At 68.6% G+C, this 20,492-nt stretch carries 18 protein-coding genes; 7 read left to right on the top strand and 11 right to left on the bottom strand.

The window, feature by feature from the left end; translation table 11 throughout:
- Positions 1-27: 27 nt before the first annotated feature.
- From AC5P7I_RS09860 to AC5P7I_RS09850, 3 genes are all read right to left on the bottom strand, one after another.
- Positions 28-1,299, bottom strand: coding sequence for a sensor histidine kinase (locus AC5P7I_RS09860; protein ID WP_262087881.1), 1,272 nt, complete (start codon positions 1,297-1,299; stop codon positions 28-30).
- 154 nt (positions 1,300-1,453) lie between these two features.
- The gene (locus tag AC5P7I_RS09855) at positions 1,454-2,167 is read right to left on the bottom strand and encodes a response regulator transcription factor (protein WP_002811889.1); all 714 of its coding nucleotides are present in this window, start codon (positions 2,165-2,167) and stop codon (positions 1,454-1,456) included.
- 87 nt (positions 2,168-2,254) lie between these two features.
- Positions 2,255-2,896 (bottom strand): arylesterase, encoded by a 642-nt coding sequence (locus tag AC5P7I_RS09850; protein WP_032956728.1) that lies wholly within the window; start codon positions 2,894-2,896, stop codon positions 2,255-2,257.
- Positions 2,897-2,971: 75 nt separating this feature from the next.
- On the opposite strand from AC5P7I_RS09850, the gene AC5P7I_RS09845 reads away from it, so the two are divergent.
- Both AC5P7I_RS09845 and AC5P7I_RS09840 read left to right on the top strand, forming a co-directional pair.
- Complete coding sequence (locus tag AC5P7I_RS09845) at positions 2,972-3,619, top strand: ABC transporter ATP-binding protein (protein WP_075076551.1); 648 nt, start codon at positions 2,972-2,974, stop codon at positions 3,617-3,619.
- Positions 3,616-6,126, top strand: a complete 2,511-nt coding sequence (locus AC5P7I_RS09840) for an ABC transporter permease (RefSeq protein ID WP_049440166.1) — start codon at positions 3,616-3,618, stop codon at positions 6,124-6,126. The genes AC5P7I_RS09845 and AC5P7I_RS09840 overlap by 4 nt, the downstream gene beginning before the upstream one ends.
- A gap of 102 nt (positions 6,127-6,228) precedes the next feature.
- Here the strand turns inward: AC5P7I_RS09840 and AC5P7I_RS09835 are convergent, their stop codons facing one another.
- The 5 genes from AC5P7I_RS09835 to AC5P7I_RS09815 form a co-directional block, all read right to left on the bottom strand.
- On the bottom strand, positions 6,229-7,164 hold the full coding sequence (locus tag AC5P7I_RS09835; RefSeq protein ID WP_032956723.1) for a DUF6607 family protein: 936 nt from the start codon (positions 7,162-7,164) through the stop codon (positions 6,229-6,231).
- 73 nt (positions 7,165-7,237) lie between these two features.
- Positions 7,238-7,837 (bottom strand): hemin transporter, encoded by a 600-nt coding sequence (locus AC5P7I_RS09830; RefSeq protein ID WP_032956720.1) that lies wholly within the window; start codon positions 7,835-7,837, stop codon positions 7,238-7,240.
- Between the two features lie 4 nt (positions 7,838-7,841).
- Entirely contained in the window at positions 7,842-10,034 is a 2,193-nt protein-coding gene (locus AC5P7I_RS09825) for a TonB-dependent hemoglobin/transferrin/lactoferrin family receptor (protein ID WP_425604944.1), read from the bottom strand.
- A gap of 153 nt (positions 10,035-10,187) precedes the next feature.
- Positions 10,188-10,382 carry a hemin uptake protein HemP gene (gene hemP, locus AC5P7I_RS09820; protein ID WP_005412278.1) on the bottom strand — a complete coding sequence of 65 codons (195 nt, stop codon included), beginning with the start codon at positions 10,380-10,382 and terminating at the stop codon, positions 10,188-10,190.
- 193 nt (positions 10,383-10,575) lie between these two features.
- Positions 10,576-11,547 carry an aldo/keto reductase gene (locus AC5P7I_RS09815; RefSeq protein ID WP_014645969.1) on the bottom strand — a complete coding sequence of 324 codons (972 nt, stop codon included), beginning with the start codon at positions 11,545-11,547 and terminating at the stop codon, positions 10,576-10,578.
- Between the two features lie 193 nt (positions 11,548-11,740).
- Between AC5P7I_RS09815 and AC5P7I_RS09810 the strand changes: the two genes are divergently transcribed.
- From AC5P7I_RS09810 to AC5P7I_RS09790, 5 genes are all read left to right on the top strand, one after another.
- Positions 11,741-13,039, top strand: coding sequence for a NupC/NupG family nucleoside CNT transporter (locus AC5P7I_RS09810; RefSeq protein ID WP_014645968.1), 1,299 nt, complete (start codon positions 11,741-11,743; stop codon positions 13,037-13,039).
- A gap of 25 nt (positions 13,040-13,064) precedes the next feature.
- Positions 13,065-14,030, top strand: coding sequence for a ribokinase (locus AC5P7I_RS09805; RefSeq protein ID WP_014645967.1), 966 nt, complete (start codon positions 13,065-13,067; stop codon positions 14,028-14,030).
- A 149-nt stretch (positions 14,031-14,179) separates the two neighbouring features.
- The gene (locus AC5P7I_RS09800; protein ID WP_262087882.1) at positions 14,180-14,611 is read left to right on the top strand and encodes a hypothetical protein; all 432 of its coding nucleotides are present in this window, start codon (positions 14,180-14,182) and stop codon (positions 14,609-14,611) included.
- A 147-nt stretch (positions 14,612-14,758) separates the two neighbouring features.
- Positions 14,759-15,754: a tRNA dihydrouridine synthase DusB gene (gene dusB, locus AC5P7I_RS09795; RefSeq protein WP_262087883.1), complete on the top strand. Its 996-nt coding sequence runs from the start codon at positions 14,759-14,761 to the stop codon at positions 15,752-15,754.
- A gap of 85 nt (positions 15,755-15,839) precedes the next feature.
- Positions 15,840-16,667: a class I SAM-dependent methyltransferase gene (locus AC5P7I_RS09790; protein WP_005415318.1), complete on the top strand. Its 828-nt coding sequence runs from the start codon at positions 15,840-15,842 to the stop codon at positions 16,665-16,667.
- A gap of 57 nt (positions 16,668-16,724) precedes the next feature.
- Here AC5P7I_RS09790 and AC5P7I_RS09785 read toward each other — a convergent pair whose 3' ends face one another.
- The 3 genes from AC5P7I_RS09785 to olsF form a co-directional block, all read right to left on the bottom strand.
- Positions 16,725-17,792, bottom strand: a complete 1,068-nt coding sequence (locus AC5P7I_RS09785; protein ID WP_014645964.1) for a metal-dependent hydrolase — start codon at positions 17,790-17,792, stop codon at positions 16,725-16,727.
- A 119-nt stretch (positions 17,793-17,911) separates the two neighbouring features.
- A complete protein-coding gene (locus AC5P7I_RS09780; RefSeq protein ID WP_005412268.1) occupies positions 17,912-18,712 on the bottom strand; it encodes a UDP-2,3-diacylglucosamine diphosphatase in 801 nt (266 codons plus the stop codon).
- Positions 18,709-20,424, bottom strand: coding sequence for a bifunctional ornithine lipid synthase OlsF (olsF, locus tag AC5P7I_RS09775; RefSeq protein ID WP_180835742.1), 1,716 nt, complete (start codon positions 20,422-20,424; stop codon positions 18,709-18,711). Before olsF ends, AC5P7I_RS09780 begins: the two co-directional genes overlap by 4 nt.
- Positions 20,425-20,492 lie beyond the last annotated feature (68 nt).

Here is a 20,492-nt window from a genome sequence, read left to right as displayed (position 1 = left end):
GGGATCCGACCCCGGCAGGTCGCCGCGTTACCGGAAGACCACCGTGGCTTCGGTGCCCTTGCCCGGCTGGCTGGCCAGGCTGACCTTCCAGCCGAAGCGGTCGCACAGCCGGCGCACGATCGACAGGCCCAGGCCGGTGCCCTGCGGGCGGCTCGGCTCGGCGCGGTAGAAGGGTTCAAACGCGCGCGACAGCGCCTCGGCGGACATGCCGATGCCGGTGTCGCGCACCACCACCCGGTCATTGAGCACGTGCACGTCGATACGCCCTTCGTCGGTGTAGCTGCAGGCGTTGCGCACCAGGTTGCTGACCACCACCTGCAGCACCCGCGGCGGCGCGTGCAGCTGCACCGGGCCTTCGCTGTGCAGGTGCACTGACACCAGACGCGTACCCAGCAGTTCGTTGGCGTTGTCCACCTCGTAGCGGACGATGTCGTTGACGTCGAACAGCTCGATCTGGGGTTCGACGTCGGCCTCGCGGGCCAGGATCAGGAACGCGTCGATCACCGCTTCCATGTCACGGCCGGCGCGCTGGATGCGCTGCAGGCTGCGGCGCAGGCGCGGCTGCAGGGTTTCATCGCCCAGGGCCATGTCGCTGGCCACACGGATGACGGTCAACGGCGTGCGCAGCTCGTGGCTCGCATCGCGGGTGAAATTGCGCTCGCGCGCCACATGCGCGCTGACCCGGTTGGCCAGCGAATGCAGCGCGGCCGCCAGCTGCCGGGTCTCGCCCTGCATGTCCGCGGGCAGCTTGTTCGGTTCCAGGTCGGCCGCCTCCGGGTGACCCGGGTCCCAGCGCGAGACGCGCCGTGCCAGCCAGTTCACCGGCGACACCAGGCGCTTGGAGGCCCGGTAGGTGACCCAGCTGGCGCCATACACCGCCAACAGGGTCAGCAGCACCGGCACGATGCCGAACCAGAACGCCAGCATCTCCGCACGCGAACGCAGGAACACCAGGTACAGGCGGCCGGCCGGACGCACATCGACCAGTACCAGCTGGTCATCCCTGGGCAGCTCGTGGAAACCGGGTTCCAGGTTGCGCAGGTTGGCCGGCAACGACAGCGCCGACTGCCCGCTTTCCAGCAGGTAGCCGCGGATGTTCTGGGTGTTGGGCGGTGGCTGCACCGGCGAGGCCTCGTGCAGCGTCCAGTAATAGGCCGCTTCCTCGCGCAGGGCGGCGCCGACCAGGCTGTGCTTGATCACCAGCGAAACCAGCCAGGCACCGAGCAGGATGCCCAGGCTGGCCAGGACTGCCTGCAGGATGAAGGCGATACGGATCTTGCGCGGCAGGCCGTGCGGCATTGCGGGGTCCCGGTCAGAGCGCTGCGATTATAGGCAGCGCGCTGCGCCGTAGTCGTGCACGGAGGATGACCGGCGGCAGTGCCGGCCGGTCATCCGTGCCCGGTGCGGGGGTCGTTGCCCGGCCGGGCCTGATGCTGCACCGGCCTGGCCCCGATCAGGCCATCGGCTGGGCGATATCGGCAATGCGGTAACCGGCGCTCTGCACGGTGTGCAGCAGCGGACGGTCGAACGGCTTGTCGATGATCTTGCGCAGGTTGTACAGATGGCTGCGCAGGGTGTCCGAATCCGGCAGGCCATTGCCCCAGATCTCGCGTTCGATCTCCTGGCGGGTGACCACGCGCGGCGATTCGCGCATCAGGATGGTCAGCAGGCGCAGGCCGATCGGCGACAGCTGCAGTTCGGTACCGGCACGGGTGGCCCGCATGCTGACCGGATCGAGCACCAGGTCGGCGACCTTCAGCACTTCCGAACCCACCTGGCGGCGTTCGCGGCGGATCAGCGCGCGCAGGCGGGCTTCCAGCTCCTGGATCGCGAACGGCTTGGTCAGGTAGTCATCGGCGCCGAAACCGAGGCCGGTGAGCTTGTCGTCCAGCGTGTCGCGTGCCGTGAGCATCAGCACCGGGGTGGACTTGCGCGCATCGTTGCGCAGGCGACGGCATACTTCGATGCCATCCAGGCGCGGCAACATGAGGTCGAGCACCACGACGTCATAGCTGTTCTCCGCCGCAAGGCGGTAGCCATCCAGGCCGTCCTGTGCATAGTCGACTTCGAAGCCGCGACCTTCCAGGTATTCCCCGATCATCTCGGAGATGTTGCGGTTGTCTTCGACCACCAGCACCAAGCCGGAGGTCTCCTTCGTCTGACGCATGTGATTCCCTCTAACTTCAGCTTTGTGAAACATGCCGGATCGACGGTGGACGCGATGTGAAGTTCCGTCAAGAGGGTTGTAAATCATTCAGAGCAGGGGCCGCAGGAGTGGCCAGACGTTGTCCAGCACCCTCGATTGCGCCTGCGCCGTGGGGTGCAGTCCATCGGCCTGCATCATGCCCGGCTGCAGGGCCACGCCCTCCAGCAGGAACGGCAGCAGCGGCACCTTGTACTGCGTGGCCAGCGCCTTGTAGGCCGCCGCCAGGCGCTGGCGGTAAGCGGGCCCATAGTTGGGCGGCACGTCGATGCCCAGCAGCAGCACCCTGGCGCCGGCCTTCTGGCTGGCCTGTACCATCTTTTCCAGGTTGCCCTGCACCTGTGCCGGGGTCAGCCCGCGCAGCGCGTCGTTGCCGCCCAGCGCGATCACCACCACCGTCGGCTTTTCCTTCGCCAACAGGCCCGGCAGGCGGGTCAGCGCGCCGGCCGTGGTTTCCCCGCTCATGCTGGCATTGACGATGCGCGCCGGTGTTTTCGACTGTTGCCTGACCCGCTGCTGCAACAGGCTGACCCAGCCGGCGTCGGCAGGGATATTGTGGGCAGCACTGAGGCTGTCGCCGAGCACCAGCACCGTACCTGCCGGGTCTTTGGCTCCGGCCAGCCCGGGCAGCAGCAATCCCAGCAGCAGCACCATCATCGCGCCGGCTCGCCGGCTCCATCCCGTCTTGCGCATTGGAGTCTCCTCATCGACAGCCTGTCCCCCCGCAGCACGCCCGTCGCCATCGCCGTCGACCAGGTCGGCAAGTCCGTGCAGGGCCCGGAGGGTGAAGTCCACATACTGGACAACATCACCCTGACCGTCCATGAAGGCACCAGTGTGGCCATCGTCGGCGCTTCGGGGTCCGGCAAGACCACCCTGCTCGGCCTGCTGGCCGGACTGGACCTGCCCAGCCGCGGCCACGTCGCGCTGGCGGGCCAGAACCTGGGCGACCTGGATGAAGAAGCACGGGCCCAGCTGCGCGCGCGCGCGGTCGGCTTCGTGTTCCAGAGCTTTCATCTGCTGCCGGCGCTGACTGCCGCCGAGAATGTCGCGCTGCCGTTGGAACTGGCCGGACGCGAGGACCGCGCGCGGGTGGACGAGGTGCTGGCGCAGGTCGGCCTGGCCCATCGCGCCCGCCACTACCCGCGCCAGCTGTCCGGCGGCGAGCAGCAGCGCGTGGCGCTGGCACGTGCCTTCGTCACCCGCCCGCGCATCCTGTTCGCCGACGAACCGACCGGCTCGCTGGACCACGCCACCGGCCAGCACATCAGCGACCTGCTGTTCGAACTCAACGCCGGCAGCGGCACCACCCTGGTCCTGGTCACCCACGACCTGCGCCTGGCCCAGCGTTGCCAGTACATCCACCGCATCGATGACGGCCGCCTGCTGCCGGTCGAGCGTGGGGCACAGGCATGAACGTGCTGCGCCACGCGTGGCGCGCGCTGCGCCGCGAGGCGCTGGCCGGCGACCTGCTGACCGTGTTCGCCGCGCTGGTGCTGGGCGTGGCGGTGATGACTGCGGTGGGCACGCTGGTGAACCGGGTCAACCTGGCGCTGACCGGCAGCGCGGCGGAAATGCTCGGCGGCGACCTCGGCATCGCCGGGCGCGATGATCCGCCGCAGGCATTCGCCGACGAGGCGCAACAGCGCGGCCTGGCGCATACCCGCATCGCCAGCTTCGGCAGCGTGCTGTTCAACGGCGATGCCAGCCAGATGGCCAGCATCAAGGCGGTACAGGCAGGTTATCCACTGCGCGGCACGCTGCGGGTCCGGGCCACGCCCGGCGGTGCGTTGATCGCCGATGCCGGCATGCCGCCCAAGGGCCAGGCCTATGCCGACCCACGCCTGCTGCAGGGGTTGGGGCTGAAGGCCGGCGATGACCTCGAGTTCGGCGCCGGCACGCTGCGCATCGCCGGTATCATCGAGGCCGAGCCGGACAGCGGTGGCGACCTGCTGACACTCTCGCCCACCCTGCTGGTCAACCGCGCTGATGTGGAGGGCACGGGCCTGCTCGGCCCGGGCAGCCGTATCAACTACCGGCTGATGTTCGCCGGCGCAGCGGAGCCGATCGCGGCGCTGCGCCAGTGGCTGCTGCCGCAGGTGAAGGGCCTGCGCCTGCTGAGCGTGGACGACACCCAGCGCGGCGTGCGCCAGGCGTTCGATCTGGCCGGGCGCTTCCTCGGCCTGAGCGCGCTGCTGGCGGTGCTGCTGGCCGGTGTGGCCACCGCGCTGGCGGCCAACCGCTTCGCCCTGCGTCGCATCGACCAGGTGGCGATCCTGCGCTGCCTGGGCGCACGCCAGCGCGACATCCTGCTGGGCCTGGCGCTGCAGCTGCTGATGCTGGCGGTGCCAGCCTGTGCGCTCGGCATCGGCCTGGGCATGGCCGCGCAGGAAGGCCTGGTGCAGGTGCTGGGCAGCCTGGTGCCGCAGCGCCTGCCGCTGCCGGAAGCGATGCCGGCGCTGACCGGTGCCGGCATCGGCCTGCTGCTGCTGTTCGGCTTCGGCCTGCCACCGCTGCTGCGCCTGCGCGGGGTGCCGCCGATGCGGGTGCTCAACCGTTCCTTCGCCGCCCTGCCGCCGGCGTCGCTGCTGGCCTATGTGGCGGCGCTGGCGGCCAGCCTGCTGCTGGCGGTGCAGGTCACCGGCGATCTGAAACTGGCGCTGTGGGTGCTGGGCGGCCTGGCCGCGCTGGCGCTGGCGGCCGGTGCGGTCGGCTTCGTGCTTCTGCAGCTGCTGCGCGGCCTGCAGCACCGCCTGCATGGCAACTGGCGGTTGGGCCTGGCCGCGCTGACCCGGCGCCGGCTGCTGGCGGTGATGCAGCTGGTGGGGTTGTCGCTGTCGCTGTGCGCGTTGTTGCTGCTGGCGGTGACCGGACCCGGCCTGCTGCAGCAGTGGCGCGAGCGCCTGCCTGCGGATACGCCGAACTACTTCCTGATCAACATCCAGCCCGAACAACGCGACGGTGTGCTGGCCGCATTGCGTGGACTGGGCGCCGGCGACGCCAGTATCGAGCCGATGGCGACCGGCCGCCTGATCGCGATCAACGGCAAGCCGCCGCTGCGCGTGGACCAGGCCGCCGCCGAGGGGAACGGCGCGAACAACGGCCCGCGCGAGGACGACGACGAGAACCGGCCGCTGAACTTCAGCTGGCGCAGCAGCTTCCCACCCGCCAATGCGCTGCTGGAGGGCCGCTTCTGGCAGGCCGGCAGCACCGCGGCGGAAGCCTCGGTGGAAACCGGCTGGGCGCGGCGCTACGGCGCGCACCTGGGTGATCGCATTACGATTTCCGTAGGCGAGCAGCAGCGCGAGTTCACCGTCACCAGCATCCGCAAGGCGGACTGGAACACGTTCCGCCCGAATTTCTTCGTGCTGTTGAACCCCAATGCGGTGGGCGATACCCCGCACAACCTGCTGTCGGCCTTCCATCTGCCGTCCGGCAACGCGGCCGGGCTGGGCGAGCTGGTGCGCGCGCAGCCGAACCTGTCGCTGCTGGACGTGGACGCGGTGATCTCGCAGGTGCGCGATGTGATGGAGCGCGTGGCGCAGGCAGTGCAGCTGGTGATGGTGTTCAGCCTGCTGGCCGGCGTGCTGGTGCTGCTGGCGGCGCTGCAGGCCACCGCCGGCGAGCGCCGCTACGACAGCGCGGTGCTGCGCACGCTGGGCGCGACCCGGCGCCAGCTGCGCGGCGCGGTGCTGGTGGAGTTCGGCGCGCTGGGCACGCTGGCGGCGTTGCTGGCGGTGGGCGCGGCCGCAGCGATCGGCGTGGCGGTGTCGCAGAAGGTGTTCGAGCTGCCCTTGCTGCCGCCGTGGCCGGGCCTGCTGATCGGCGGCGTGGTCGGCATCGGCTTGAGCCTGCTGGCGGGCTGGTGGGGTACGCGGGCGATCCTGCATACGCCGCCGGCATTGGCACTGCGCGAGGCCTGAATCGGTTGCGCCTCCGGATGGCGTGCCGAGCAAGCCCGGCCCCCACCGGCAGCCGGTGAATGCGGTGCCGGGTACCCCCGGCACCTCTCTCCATCGCGGCGATCAGCCTTCCTTCGGCGCCTTTTCCACGTACTTGGCGAACACCTCGTCGATCTGCTTGTCCTTTACCTTTTTGCCGGACTGGATCGCTTCGGCCTGGGTGAACAGCGGAATGATCATCGCCATGCCATCGATCTTGGTCTTCAGGTGCACGCCCGGGGCCTGGCCGAGGAAGCCGTCCCAACGCTGGCGCACCTTGGCCCAGTAGCCGGCAGTGGCCTTCCAGTAGTCACGCGCCGGGGTGAAGTCGACCTCGGTGGTCTTCACGTAGTCGTTGAAGCCGAACTCGCGTGCGATCTCCACCTGGCTGCCGTCGGCGTTGCGCTGCACCTTGGTGTTGAACTGCTCGTGGGTCCAGCCATTGGGCGTGAGCGTGTGGCGGTTGACGACGGCCAGCGCGTTGTAGTCGCTGCGCTTGGTGTACTCACGGCGCGGCAACGGGCGCCAGCTGAGGTCGCTGGTCCAGCTCGGCACGTTGTTGGTGTAGGTCCATTTGCCGGTGCCGCAGTAGCGCGGTGCGTCGCTCACTTCGTACACGCACTGGGTCCAGGCGCCCTGGTTCACCGCCGCGGGAATGCGGCGTACCTGCCAGGTCTGGTCGGCGCTGAACTCGAAACGGTTCGGTGCTTCGTAGACCCAGTCCTGGCGCCAGTGCTTGGTGATGTGGCCGCTCTTCTCGTCCAGCAGCAGGTGCTGCAGCACGATGCGCTTCGGCGTGTCCTCGACCACGATCACCAGTTCGTTGCCGCCGCTGCGCATCGCCGGGGCGCGCTCGTAGCCGGGCTTCAGCAGCACGGTCTCGTCGAATGCGAAATCGACGGTGTACTCGCCCTGCATGGCAAGGATGCTGTCGTGGTCGCGGGCGATGCCGGAGGGCTGCGCGCTGGCCACGCCGCTGGTGGCGAGCAGCAGCAGGACGCTGGCTGTCTGGAGCTTCATCGGGGTCTTCCTTCGGGGTTGCAGATGCAGTGAGAGGCCGTCCGTGGCCGACAGGCGTTCCATCGGGAAAGGGTTACAGCCGGATCAGCGGCAGGTCGCCGGGAACCCGCGGCGCCGAGCGACGTGCAGCATCGGCGCAGCAGCAATCGTCGATCGCCAGCTCGCCTTCGGCACCTTCCAGCCGCGCGATGCGACGCGCGGTGGCTGCGCCCAGCGAGGACAACGTCGACAGGCTTGCAGCCAGGGTGCGGCCGTCGTCGGCGGCATGCAGGCGCAGCGCGCACAGTCGCCAGCGCTGGCCACCGAGATGGCCGGCCAGGCGCCGCCACAGGCGTTCGCCGACACTGCCCTCGCTGTCATGCTCCGGGCCCGGCGGCAGCGCCGCGACCAGCCGGTCCCAGGCCAGGAAATCGCTGTCGGGCAACAGGTACAGCCGCCACACGCAGCGGCCGCGGGCATCGAGGAAGCACAGGCTTTCGCGCACGCCCTCGCTGTCCACGCCCTGGCAGGCATGCACGCGTACTGCCTGGCGCCAGCCACCGAGCTCGTTGCCGTCGGCGCGGTACAGGCACAACACGGTGCCGAGCGTGGCCAGCTGTGCCGGCGTCGGCCAGGCCGCGCTGCCCTGCGCGGCGATGGCGTCGTTCCTGCGTGCGGACAAGGCTCGGCTCATGAGGTCACCAGGAAACGGCAAGGCTGGCGGAGAGGGTGCGGCCCGGGCTGGTATAGCGGTCCAGCACGCGGCTGCCCGGCGACAGCGTCGAACCCACGTTGGACCAGTCGATGTAACGCTTGTCGCCCAGGTTGAACACGCCGACGTTGAAGGTGGCGCCCGGGGCGAAGTTCCAGTGCGCCATCAGGTCGGCCACGCCGTAGCCGGCCGGGCGGTACACCGTGGCGGCGGTGACGCGGTCCTTGCGCTTGACGAAGGTACCGGCCAGTTCGACGCCCCAGGTGTCGGTGTCGTACATCAGGCCGACGGTGCCACGCAGCGGGTCGACCGAATCCAGCGGGGTGTCTTCGGTCCTGTTGTCACCGCGCGACCAGGCCACCGAGCTGCGCAGGGCCCAGCCCTGCAACGCCGGGCTGATCTGGCCGAAGTCGACGCCGGCCTTCATCTCGGCACCGTAGATGCGCGCATCCGCGATGTTGCGCGACTGGAACACCATCAGGCCCTGGGCGTTGGTGCCGACCAGCGACTGCGACTCGATGAAGTCCTTGTACTCGTTGTAGTAGCCGCTGAGGCTGACGTAGGCCGCTGGCGACAGGAAGCGCAGCCCCAGCTCCATGCCGTCACTGGTTTCCGGCTTCAGGTCCGGATTGGGAATGGCGGTGTAGCCGAAGGCGAAGTTGGTGAAGCCCAGGTTGACGTCGTTGTACGGCGGCGAGCGGAAGCCATGCGAATAGCCGGCAAACAGCGACCATTCGTCGGTGAAGCGATAGACCATGCCCAGCTTCGGCGAGACGCTGGTCTTGGTCAGCCTGGCCACCGCAACGCCGGGATTGTCGTCGGCGAAGATGCTGTCCACCTCCGGCTTCAGCTCGTAGCGGTCCACGCGCACGCCCGGCACCAGCGACAGCTTGCCGTTGGCCATGCGCATTTCGTCCTGTGCGTACAGGCCCAGCTCGGTCGTCTTGCTGATCGGGAAATCGCGCACCGGGAAGGCGTCGGGCAGGATGGTGGTGCTGGTCTGGCCATTGGCCAGCACCTGGTAACCGTCGCGCTTCTGGCGGATCTCGGTATGCGCGCCCTCGAAACCGTAGGTCAGCGCGTGTTCGACGCTGCCGGTGCTGAACGCCTTGTTGAACTGCGCCTGCAGGCCGTAGACGCGCTGGTCGAAGTTGAACGCGCGGTGCCGGCGGCTGCGGTTGGCGCGGTCCTCATCGGTGATCTGGGTGGTTTCGCTGTGCTGGGTATACAGCTGCCAATGCAGGCTGTCGGCGAAGCCCTTGTCCAGCGCATCCATTTCATGGGCGAACGACACGCGGGTGCGGTTCTGCGTATCGCGCGCCTTCATGCCGGTGGTGGTGGTGCGGTCGATCGAGGACAGCACGTTGGTATCGGTGTTGTCTTCGTTGCCTTCCACGGTCAGCCGGAAGCGCTGGTCCTCGCTCGGCGCATAGACCAGCTTGGCCAGGCCACTGCGACCATCGCGGTCCTGCGGGTTGGGCGCGGTGCGGGTGTTGTCGAGGCTGCGTACATCACCCTTGTTGCCGGTTTCCTGGCCCTGGCGATGGTTGATGTTGACCATGCCGCTCCAGTGTTCGCCGCCGAACGCGCTGGTCACGCCGCCGAGCAGGCCCTTCCACTCACCGTCGTAGCCGAACTTCAGGCCGACGTAGCTGTCCTTGCCATCCTTGAGGTAGTCGGCAGGATCCTTGGTGACGAAGGCGACCACCCCCCCGAGCGCGTCGGACCCGTACAGCGAGCTGGCCGGGCCGCGCACGATCTCCACGCGCTTGAGCGTATCCAGATCGGTGAAGTTGCGGTTGGCGTTGGAGAACGAGCCGATGTTGAAGCTGGTGGGCATGGCGATGCCGTCGGTCTGCACGCGCACGCGGTTGCCGTCCAGGCCACGGATGCGGATGCTGCCAAGGCCGAAGCGCGCGGCGCTGCGGTTGACCGACAGGCCCGGCTCGTAGCGCAGCAGATCCTTGATGTCCTGCACCAGGTGCCGGTCCATCTGCTCGCGGTCGATGACGTCCACGGTGGCCGCCACATCGCTCACCGCCCGCTCGGTGCGGGTGGCGGTGACCTGCACACGGTCGAATTCGCGCGCATCGGGCGCGGCGGTGGCCGCGGCAGCAGCATGGGCGGACAGCGGCAGGGCCATCCAGACGGCAAGGCAAAGGGCGGTAGGGCGGGTCATCGGGTTCGTTCGGTCAGGCAGGGGAACCCCCGGTTACCGGCACACCCGGAGGGTGCACGCGGTAGACCGAGGGGGAGAGAGCGGGAGCGGACGGGTCGCCCACCCTGCCGGCGCGGCCGGCAGGAGGGAGGGGGGCGGGCGACCAGGCCGCGATTACTTGGTCAGGATCAGCTTGTCGTTGCTGGTGTGCCGCAGGCGATAGAAGCGGTCGCCGTGCTGGATCAGGATTTCACGACGGCCCTTGAGCAGGGCTTCGCTGTCGATGACCTCTTCCGGCGGAACGACACGGACCGGACGATCGCGGAGGGTCAGCGTTTCGGGGCGCAGCAGTACAGGTTGAGCATTCATGAGCATCTGGACTCGTGCGAGGGACGAGTCAAATGATAATGATTCTCAGTTGACAATCAACAACCATTCTCAATTTGATTGATGAGATTAATGATCGAATTCTCAAATTCGATAGATCCTGTCAATCAAATGGCGACCCAGCCGTATAGAGTCGACTCTACCGAGGCCCCCGAGGCCCGGTCGGCCCCCGGGTTCAGGCGAAGGCGGCTTCGACGTCGGCCCAGCCGGCGGCGTCGACCTGCTCCAGCACCTCCAGCGCCTGCAGGTTCTGCAGCAGCTGGCTGACCCGGCTGGCACCGAGGATCACGCTGGAGACGTTCGGGTTGCGCAGGCACCAGGCGATGGCCAGCGTGGCCGGCGCCTGCCCCAGCGCACGCGCCACCTCGCTGAAGCGGCGCACCTGGGCCAGGCGGGCCTCGGCGTCGTCACCCAGCACCAGCGCCTGCAGCCATTCCATGCCCTCGCGGCCCAGCCGCGCATCGGCCGGAATGCCCTGGTCGTACTTGCCACTCAGCAGGCCCGAGGCCAGCGGCGAGAAGATGGTGGTGCCCAGGCCGGCACCGGCATACAGCGGCGCGTACTCGACCTCGACCCGTTCGCGGTGCAGCAGGTTGTACTGCGGCTGCTCCATCGACGGGCCCTGCAGGTTGCGCGCCTCGGCGATGTCCAGCGCCTGCTGGATCTGCACCGCCGACCACTCCGAGGTCCCCCAGTAGAGGATCTTGCCTTGCCGCACCAGGGTATCCATGGCATGCACGGTCTCGGCGACCGGCGCGTCCGGATCCGGGCGATGGCAGTAATAAAGGTCCAGGTAGTCCACCCGCAGGCGCTTGAGCGCCGCATGGCAGGCGTCGGTCACATGCTTGCGCGACAGGCCGCGCTGGGTCGGCCGTGGGTCCTTGGCGCTGCCGAAGAACACCTTGCTGGAGACGCAGATGCCGTCGCGCGGCAGCCGCAGGTCGGCGATCACATCGCCCATCACCTGTTCGGCGCGGCCGTTGGCATAGCCCTCGGCGTTGTCGAAGAAGTTGACGCCGTGGTCCCAGGCGGCGGCCACCAGGTTGCGGGCCTCGTCGCGCGGGATCTGGTCACCGAAGGTCACCCAGGCGCCGAAGGACAGGGCGGAAATCGGCAGGCCGGTGGAGCCCAGGCGACGGTATTGCATGCGAATCTCCTGCTGCGGGCCCGCATCCGGGCCGGGATCGAGCCCCATTCTACCTGCCGCCGCCGGCCGCAAGCCCTTGCCGTTGCTGGCCTGATCGGTACCGATAGATGCGCGCACGCTGCTTTTTCTTGCCCCGGCCCCTGCCCTGCACTAGGCTTCCCGTTTTTCGCGACGCCCCAGGGGAGTCACTCACATGGTCGAAGGTTTGGGCAGGATCGGCTTCGGCCTGTTCGGGTTGGCGGTGCTGATCGGCATCACCTGGTTGTTTTCCAACAACAAGCGTGCGGTTGACTGGAAGCTGGTTGCCACCGGTATCACCCTGCAGATCGCGTTCGCGGCGCTGGTGATCCTGGTGCCGGGCGGCCGCGACGTGTTCGATGCGCTGGGCAAGGGCTTCGTCAAGGTTCTCAGCTTCGTCAACGAAGGCTCGGGCTTCATCTTCGGCTCGTTGATGGACACCAAGAACTACGGCTTCATCTTCGCCTTCCAGGTGCTGCCGACCATCATCTTCTTCTCGGCGCTGATGGGGGTGATGTACCACCTCAACGTCATGCAGGCGATCGTGCGCGTGATGGCGTGGTCGATCACCAAGGTGATGCGCGTGTCCGGCGCGGAAACCACCAGCGTCTGCGCCAGCGTCTTCATCGGCCAGACCGAGGCGCCGCTGACCGTGCGCCCGTACATCGCCAGGATGACCCAGTCCGAGCTGCTGACCATGATGATCGGCGGCATGGCCCACATCGCCGGCGGCGTGCTGGCGGCCTATGTGGGCATGCTCGGCGGTGGCGACCCGGCGCAGCAGGCCTTCTACGCCAAGCACCTGCTGGCAGCGAGCATCATGGCCGCACCGGCCACCCTGGTCGTGGCCAAGCTGCTGATTCCGGAAACCGGCACCCCGCTGACCCGCGGCACGGTGAAGATGGAAGTCGAAAAGACCTCCAGCAACATCATCGACGCGGCCGCTGCCGGTGCCGGTGACGGCCTGAAGCTGGCGCTGAACATCGGCGCGATGCTGCTGGCCTTCATCGCCCTGATCGCGCTGCTGAACGCCCCGTTGACCTGGATCGGCGAGGTGACCGGCCTGGCCGCTGCCATCGGCAAGCCGACCAACCTGTCGACCATCTTCGGTTACGTGCTGGCCCCGATCGCCTGGGTGATCGGTACCCCGTGGGCTGATGCCACCACCGTCGGTTCGCTGATCGGCCAGAAGGTCGTGATCAACGAATTCGTCGCCTACACCGAACTGTCGCAGATCGTGAACGGCCAGGTGGCCGGCGTGAGCCTGTCCGAGGAAGGTCGCCTGATCGCCACCTACGCGCTGTGCGGCTTTGCCAACTTCAGCTCGATCGCGATCCAGATCGGCGGCATCGGCGGCCTGGCCCCGGAACGTCGCCACGACCTGGCCAAGTTCGGCCTGCGCGCGGTGTTGGGCGGTACCATTGCCACCTTCATGACGGCGACCATCGCCGGCGTGCTGACGCACTTCAGTTGAACCCTTGGTTGAGAAAAGATTCCCTATGAGCAGCAGTGTCGTTGTCGTCGGTTCCTTCAATGTCGATCACGTGTGGCGGTGTGAGTCGCTGCCGGCACCGGGTGCGACCATTGCCGGCCGCTACAGCACCGGCCCCGGGGGCAAGGGCTTCAACCAGGCGGTGGCGGCCTGCCGCGCCGGTGCCGACACGCACTTCGTGTGCGCGTTGGGCGATGACGCCGGTGGCGCCACCGCGCGTGAACTGGCTGCGCAGGATGGCTTCGCGCTGATCGCCGAGGCCAGCAGCGAACCGACCGGCACCGCGGGCATCTACGTGGACGCGCGTGGCCGCAACACCATCGTGATCGGCCCGGGTGCCAACGCCGCGCTGGGCACCGATTTCCTGCAACAGCAGCAGGCCCTGCTGACCCGCGCCAAGGTGGTGCTGGTGCAGCTGGAATCGCCGGTGCAGACCATCGAAGCGGCGCTGGCCACGGCCCGCGAGGCCGGTGTCACCACCGTACTCAATACCGCACCGGCCGATGCGCCCTCGACCATCGGCCTGCTCAAGCTGGCCGATGTGATCACCCCGAACGAAACCGAGTTCGCTGCCCTGCTCGGCCGCCATGTCGGTGAGCGCGTGGATGCCAACGACGTCGCCGCGCTGGATGGCGCCAGCCTGCACGCGCTGTGCCGCAAGCTGGTCGGCAACGGCACCGTGGTGGTGACCCTGGGTTCGGTGGGCGTGTTCGTGTCGCATGCCGACGAGAACCTGCGCGGCGATACCCAGCCGTACTACCGCGTGGGTGCCGAACAGGTGCAGGCGATCGACACCACCGGTGCCGGTGACGCCTTCAACGGTGCGCTGGCCGCGTCGCTGGCGCAGGTGGCCGACGCCCCGTTCGCCCGCCACGTGCGCTTCGCCAACCAGTTCGCCGGCCGTTCGACCGAGAAGGAAGGCGCCGCTGCGGCGATGCCGCGCTTCACCCCGGCCGACGCTGAAGCCAGGTAATTCCACGCCACGCGTGGATGACAAGGCCCGGGTGTGCAGACACCCGGGCCATTCTTTTGCCCATTGCCCAGCCCCTGCGACCGCCTGTCGCATTGCCCACATCCTGCCCCTCGCCCACCATCCGCGCAGCTTCCTCGCACGGGCAGGACATGGACGGATTCCCCTGGCTGCTGGTCGCGGCCGCCGGCAGTGCCGTGGCGGCGCTGCTGCATATCGGCTGCATCGCCTTCGGCGCCGCGTGGTACAGGTACTTCGGTGCCGGCCAGCGCGTGGTCCGGCTGGCGCATGCGGGGCACTGGTGGCCACCGCTGATGACCGCCGGCATCACTGCCGTGCTGGTGGCCTGGACCCTGTACGCACTGGCCGCCGCGGGCTGGCATTCGCCGCTGCCGGCCAGCCGCCTGGTCCTGCCCGGCATCGCCGCGCTGCTGTTGCTGCGTGCCGCGATGGGCTTCGGCCTGGCGCTGTTCCGGCCGGGGTACAACGGCACGCGCTTCTGGGCGGTCAGCTCGCTGGTCTGCCTGGGCTTGGGGCTGGCCTTCGCGCTGGGTACCCGCCAGGCCTGGCAGGGCCTGGGGTAGCCGCCCACCATCGCCCGCCCGTGGGGGCGGCGGAAGCAACCGTCAAGCATCTGCTGATGCCGGTACGGCATGAGGTCGGTGCCGATCGGCCTGAACCGGACCGCGCGCGGCACGGCCGTACCGCCGCCCGCGCCCTACAATGGGCGCATGCAGATCGGCCCGTACACCATTGCCCCGAACGTCGTGCTGGCACCCATGGCCGGCGTCACCGACAAGCCCTTCCGCCTGCTGTGCAAACGGCTGGGTGCGGGACTGGCCGCCTCGGAAATGACCATCAGCGACCCGCGCTTCTGGAACACGCGAAAGTCGATCCACCGCATGGACCATGACGGCGAGCCGGCCCCGATCAGCGTGCAGATCGCCGGCACCGAGCCGCAGCAGCTGGCCGAGGCCGCGCGCTACAACGTCGACCACGGCGCGCAGATCATCGACATCAACATGGGCTGCCCGGCCAAGAAGGTGTGCAACGCCTGGGCGGGCTCGGCGCTGATGCGCGACGAGCAGCTGGTGGCGCGCATCCTCGAAGCCGTGGTCAACGCAGTGGACGTGCCGGTCACGCTGAAGATCCGCACCGGTTGGGACTGCGACCATCGCAATGGCCCGGTGATCGCCCGCATCGCCGAGGCCAGCGGCATCGCCGCGCTGGCCGTGCATGGCCGCACCCGCGACCAGCATTACACCGGCCAGGCCGAGTACGCCACCATCGGCGAGATCAAGGCTGCGCTGCGCATCCCGGTGATCGCCAACGGCGATATCGATTCGCCGCAGAAGGCCGCCTACGTCCTGAAGGAAACCGGCGTGGATGCGGTGATGATCGGTCGCTCGGCGCAGGGCCGGCCGTGGATCTTCCGCGAAGTGGCGCACTACCTGGCCACCGGCGAGGAACTGCCACCGCCGTCGCTGGCGGAAGTGCGCGACATCCTGCTTGGCCACCTGCACGCGCTGCATGCGTTCTATGGCGAGCCGCAGGGCGTGCGCATCGCGCGCAAGCACCTGGGCTGGTACGCCAAGGATCGTCCGGAGAACGCCGCGTTCCGCGCGGTGGTCAACCGTGCCGAAGACCCGCAGGGCCAGATCGCGCTGACCACGGAATACTTCGACCGCCTGATCGCCGGGGAACCCGCGTTGTCATCTGCTGCCTGAGCGTACTGCCATGCCGTCGAGTCGAGCTTGCTCGACTGAATTTCCAGAGCCGTCGAGCACGCTCGACGCTACAAGAGCCCGCCCCATGACCCCGCCGATTTCCTCCCCGACCTATCTGCACGGATTTTCCGGCACCGAACAGCAGCGCCTGATGACCCAGGCCCGGCTGCTGGAATCGAGCATCTTCGGCCAGATCGACTACAGCGGCGCGCGGCGCCTGCTGGAAGTCGGCAGTGGCGTCGGTGCGCAGACCGAGATCCTGCTGCGCCGCTTCCCCGAGCTGCACGTGACCGGCGTGGACCTGAGCGAAACGCAGCTGGCCACCGCGCGCGAGAACCTGGCGCGCACGCCGTGGTGCAGCGACCGATACACCCTGCAGCAGGCCGATGCCGGCGAGCTGCCGTTCGAGGCACGCAGCTTCGACTCGGCGTTCCTGTGCTGGGTGCTGGAACACGTGCCTTCACCGGCGCGGGTGCTGAGCGAAGTGCGCCGCGTGCTGGCACCGGGTTCGCCGGTCTACATCACCGAAGTGATGAATGCCTCGTTCCTGCTCGACCCGTACTCGCCGCACATCTGGCGCTACTGGATGGCCTTCAACGACTTCCAGTACGACCATGGCGGTGACCCGTTCGTCGGTGCAAAGCTGGGCAACCTGCTGCTGGCCGGCGGCTTCCGCGACGTGCACACCGAGATCAAGACCATCCACCTGGACAACCGCGAACCGGCGCGTCGCAAGACGATGATCGCGTTCTGGGAACAGCTCCTGCTGTCGGCCGCCGACCAGCTGCTGCAGGCCGGCTCGGTGGACGAGGAAACCGTGGAAGGCATGCGCCGCGAGTTCCGCCTGGTGCAGAACGACCCGAACGCCGTGTTCTTCTACTCGTTCGTCCAGGGCCGCGCCACGGTGTATTGATCCGGTGTTCTGCTGCCGATCGGGGCCGTAGAGCCACGCCATGCGTGGATCCAGTGATCAATGCACGGCGGTGTGGTCGGCCGCGCCCGGCGCCGCCGCCGGCTCCTGCCAGATCCGCTGCCACATCGCCGCCAGGCGGCGACCGGCGTCGGCACGCGCGGCGGGACTGCTGTAATCCACCCGCACCTGCTCGGGAACGATCGCCCGCCACTGCCCGTCGGCCTGCCCGGCCACGACGAAGTTGAAGGTGTAGTCCGGCTCCAGCCCCATGCGCAGGTCACTCAGCACCAACCGGCCGTCAACCACCTGCGCACGCATGAAACCGCGGTTGAACCACGTCAGCTGCTGCACCGCCGGGATGGCCTGCGCTTCGCGCAAGGCCTGTACGTTGGACGCATGGCCTTCGAACCGCATCGGCCCGTGGTCGGCCACCAGCGAGCGGTCACCCACCACGTAGCCATTGGGCGTCATCGCCACCACCCGCCACAGCAGGGTGTTGAACGGCATCGGTACCGAGAAGCGCGGCGCATCGCCCAGGCCCATCGCGGCCAGGCTCTGCTGTGCGGCACGGTCGACCTGTGACTTGGCGATCAGGCCCCAGCCCAGGTAGCCACTGCTGAGCAGCAGGGCCACGCCCAGCACCTTGCCCGCCCAGGGCCGGGCGCGGCCGAACCAGGCCAGCACGCAGCCCAGCAGAAGCCACACCGTATACCCCGGGTCGATGATGAAGACACTGGATCCCATGGTCGGATGCGGGCGCAGCGGCCACCACAACTGGGTGCCATACACGGTGAACGCATCCAGCACCGGATGGGTGACCAGCGCCAGCTGGATCGCCCAGAACCAGCGCAGCGGTGACTGCGCGACGCGGCCATTGCCGAAGCGCTTGAACAGCCACCAGATCAATGCCGCCACCCATGGCAGTACCAGCAGCGAATGACTGAAACTGCGGTGCTCGATCATGTTCGCCACCGGATCGGCTGCGGTGAAACCGAGCCACAGCGCGTCGAGGTCCGGCAGGGTGCCAAGCGCGGCACCAGCGAGCAGGGCCGCGCGGCGATGTCCGGGCGGGGCGATGGCAGCGGCGACGGCGCCACCGAGCACGATCTGGGTCAGGGAGTCCATGGGCCGATGCTAGCGGCTTGCGGGCGGTGCATGTAGAGCCGAGCCCATGCTCGGCTGCGCTTCGTTCGGCGCCACGTCAGCCGAGCATGGGCTCGGCTCTACAGTAGGACAGACGCGCGTTATGCCGCCTGCGACAACCGCGCGCCTGGCAGTTCCACCAGGGTCTGGCCGTTGTGGTCGAGCAGGCGCAGCGCACCATCATGGTCCTCGGCCAGTGCGGTCAGGCTCTCCACCCAGTCGCCGTCGTTGGCGTAGACCAGGCCATCGCGTTCGACCAGCGCCGCGCGGTGGATGTGGCCGCAGACGATGCCATCCAGGCCGCGCCGGCGCACGTCGTCCAGCCCGGCCTGCACGAAGCGCTCGATGTAGCGTTCGGCGGCCCCGCTGCGCTTCTTCAGGAACTCCGACAGCGACCAGTAGCGCATGCCAAGCCGGCGCCGTACCGCGTTCAGCGCCTGGTTGCCGGTCAGGATGCGGTAGTACAGCCAGTCGCCGAACTTTTCCTGCAGGCCACCGAAATGGGTCACGCCGTCGTAGTCGTCGCCATGCGCGACCAGCAGCCGGCGGCCATCGGCGGTCACGTGGATGGCACGGCGGCGCACCTGCATGGCCGGCAACATCAGCCCGCACACCTGGCGCAGCGAGGCATCGTGGTTGCCGGGAATGTAGATGATCTCGGTCCCTGCACGGCGCAGCGCGTGCAGGGCCTGGATGACTTCGCTGTGCGACTGCCGCCAGTTGGCGCGGCGATGCGCCATCCACCACAGGTCGATGATGTCGCCGACCAGGTACAACCGCTCGCAGCGCAGCTGCGAGAGGAACCGCGCCAGTTCGGTGGCGTGGCAATGACGTGAGCCCAGGTGCACGTCGGAGACGAACACTGCGCGCCGGTGCGGCGACAGGTTCGCCAGCGTGCTCATGCCGGCGCACCCGCGTCGCGCAGATAGCGTTTGCGCTTGTTCGGCCGGATCGCGCACAGGTCCACTTCGATCAGGCCGTCGATCGAATCGCTGAAGTCCGGGTCCACGCCGAAGGCGAGGAAGCGCGCGCCGCCGGGTTCGCACAGATCGGTGTACTGGCGGTACAGCGTCGGCACGCCGGTACCCAGTGCGGCCAGGTTGGCCTTGAGCACATCGAACGCGGCACCCGCATCCAGCTCGCCGAAACTTGGCGGTGCGGCGAAGTACTGGAAGGGGCGGTTCGATTCGGCCAACCCGGCGGTTCCGCCGTAGTAGCGCTGGTAGTAGGCCACCAGCTGCTCGCGCGCATCGCGCGGCAGCGCTGCGCTGATCGAGACCGCGCCGAACAGGTAGCGGATGCCCGGCCGGCACTGCAGGTAGGCGCCGATGCCCTGCCACAGGTAGTCCAGGCTGCGGCTGCCCCAGTAATCGGGCACCACGAAGCTGCGGCCCAGCTCCAGGCCCTCGGCAATGTGGGTGATGGCATCGTCGGAATAGCGGAACAGCGACGCGCTGTAGAGCCCGGACAGGCCGTGCCGGGCCAGGGCCTGGGCGCCGCGCATGATGCGGTAGGCACCGGCAATGCGCTGCGCCGCCGCGTCCCAGATCACGATGTGCTCGTACTGCGGATCGTAGGCGTCCAGGTCGCGGCTGCGCCCGGTGCCCTCGCCCACCTGGCGGAAGGTCAGCTCGCGCAGGCGGCCCAGTTCCAGCAGCAGCAGTGAATCGGCGGTACAGGTCGCCAACAGGATCTGCTTGCCATCGGCGGTCTGGCCCAGCTGGGTGGCCGCGGCAATGCCGGCGGCGACCTGCGAAGGCGGCACCGGAGACGCCAATGGCTCGGGGCCTGCGCACGCAGCGGCATTGCCGGCCGCGCCGTTGCGGCCCAGCGCGTACAGCGCGCGGCGCACCGCCAGCAGCTGTGCGCCCGGGTCACCGCCCTTGCCCAGCTGCATCGGCTCGCCGATGCTCAGCCGCAGCGGGCGGCCACGGCGGGTGAACATTTCGCGCGCCAGCAGCGCAGTGCCGGCCGGCTTGAACAGGGTCGAGGCGCCGTAGAACAGCGCCGAGTTGCGCGCTTCCACCCGCACCGGCAGCACCGGCGCGCCGGCTGCGCGGGCAAAGCGGACGAACCCGCGCTGCCAGCGGCCATCACGGATGCCGCGCAGCGACAGCCGCGAGACCTCGCCGGCCGGGAACACGATCACGCACTGCTCGGCGCTCAACGCTTCCTCCACGGCATGCAGGCTGCCGCGCCGGGCCTTGCCGCCGAGGATGCGCACCGGCAGCAGCAGGTCCTGCAGCGGCGCGATCGCCCCCAGCAGATCGTTGGCCACGATCCGCACGTCGCGGCGGATACGGCCAACCGCGTCCAGCAGTGCGAGGGCATCCAGTGCCCCGGAGGGGTGGTTGGCGACGATCAGCAGGCGGCCGGTGGCCGGGATCCTGGCCAGCGCGGCCGGATCCACCTGGTACTGGCCGCCGATGAATTCCAGGCCGGCGGCGACGAAACCGAAGCCGCGCAGTCCTGAGCTGCGCTGCAGGAAGGCTTCGATCTGGTCCAGGCGCGACCAGCGCCCGACGCTGCGCAGCAGCGGCCGCGCCAGTTGGCCGCGACGGCCATGGAACCAATCGGGGAAACGTTGCTGGAGACGCTGTTCGAGTTCCTGCATGGCGGATCCACTGATGCCCGGCGGCCGGATTGGCCGACAGCCTGCGCCCGGCAGGCGGCAGCCAGATG

It is taken from the genome of Stenotrophomonas sp. YJH_SMC_138, assembly GCF_059369855.1.
Note: the sequence above shows the minus strand (reverse complement) of the source record. Positions and strands in the feature narration are given on the sequence as shown.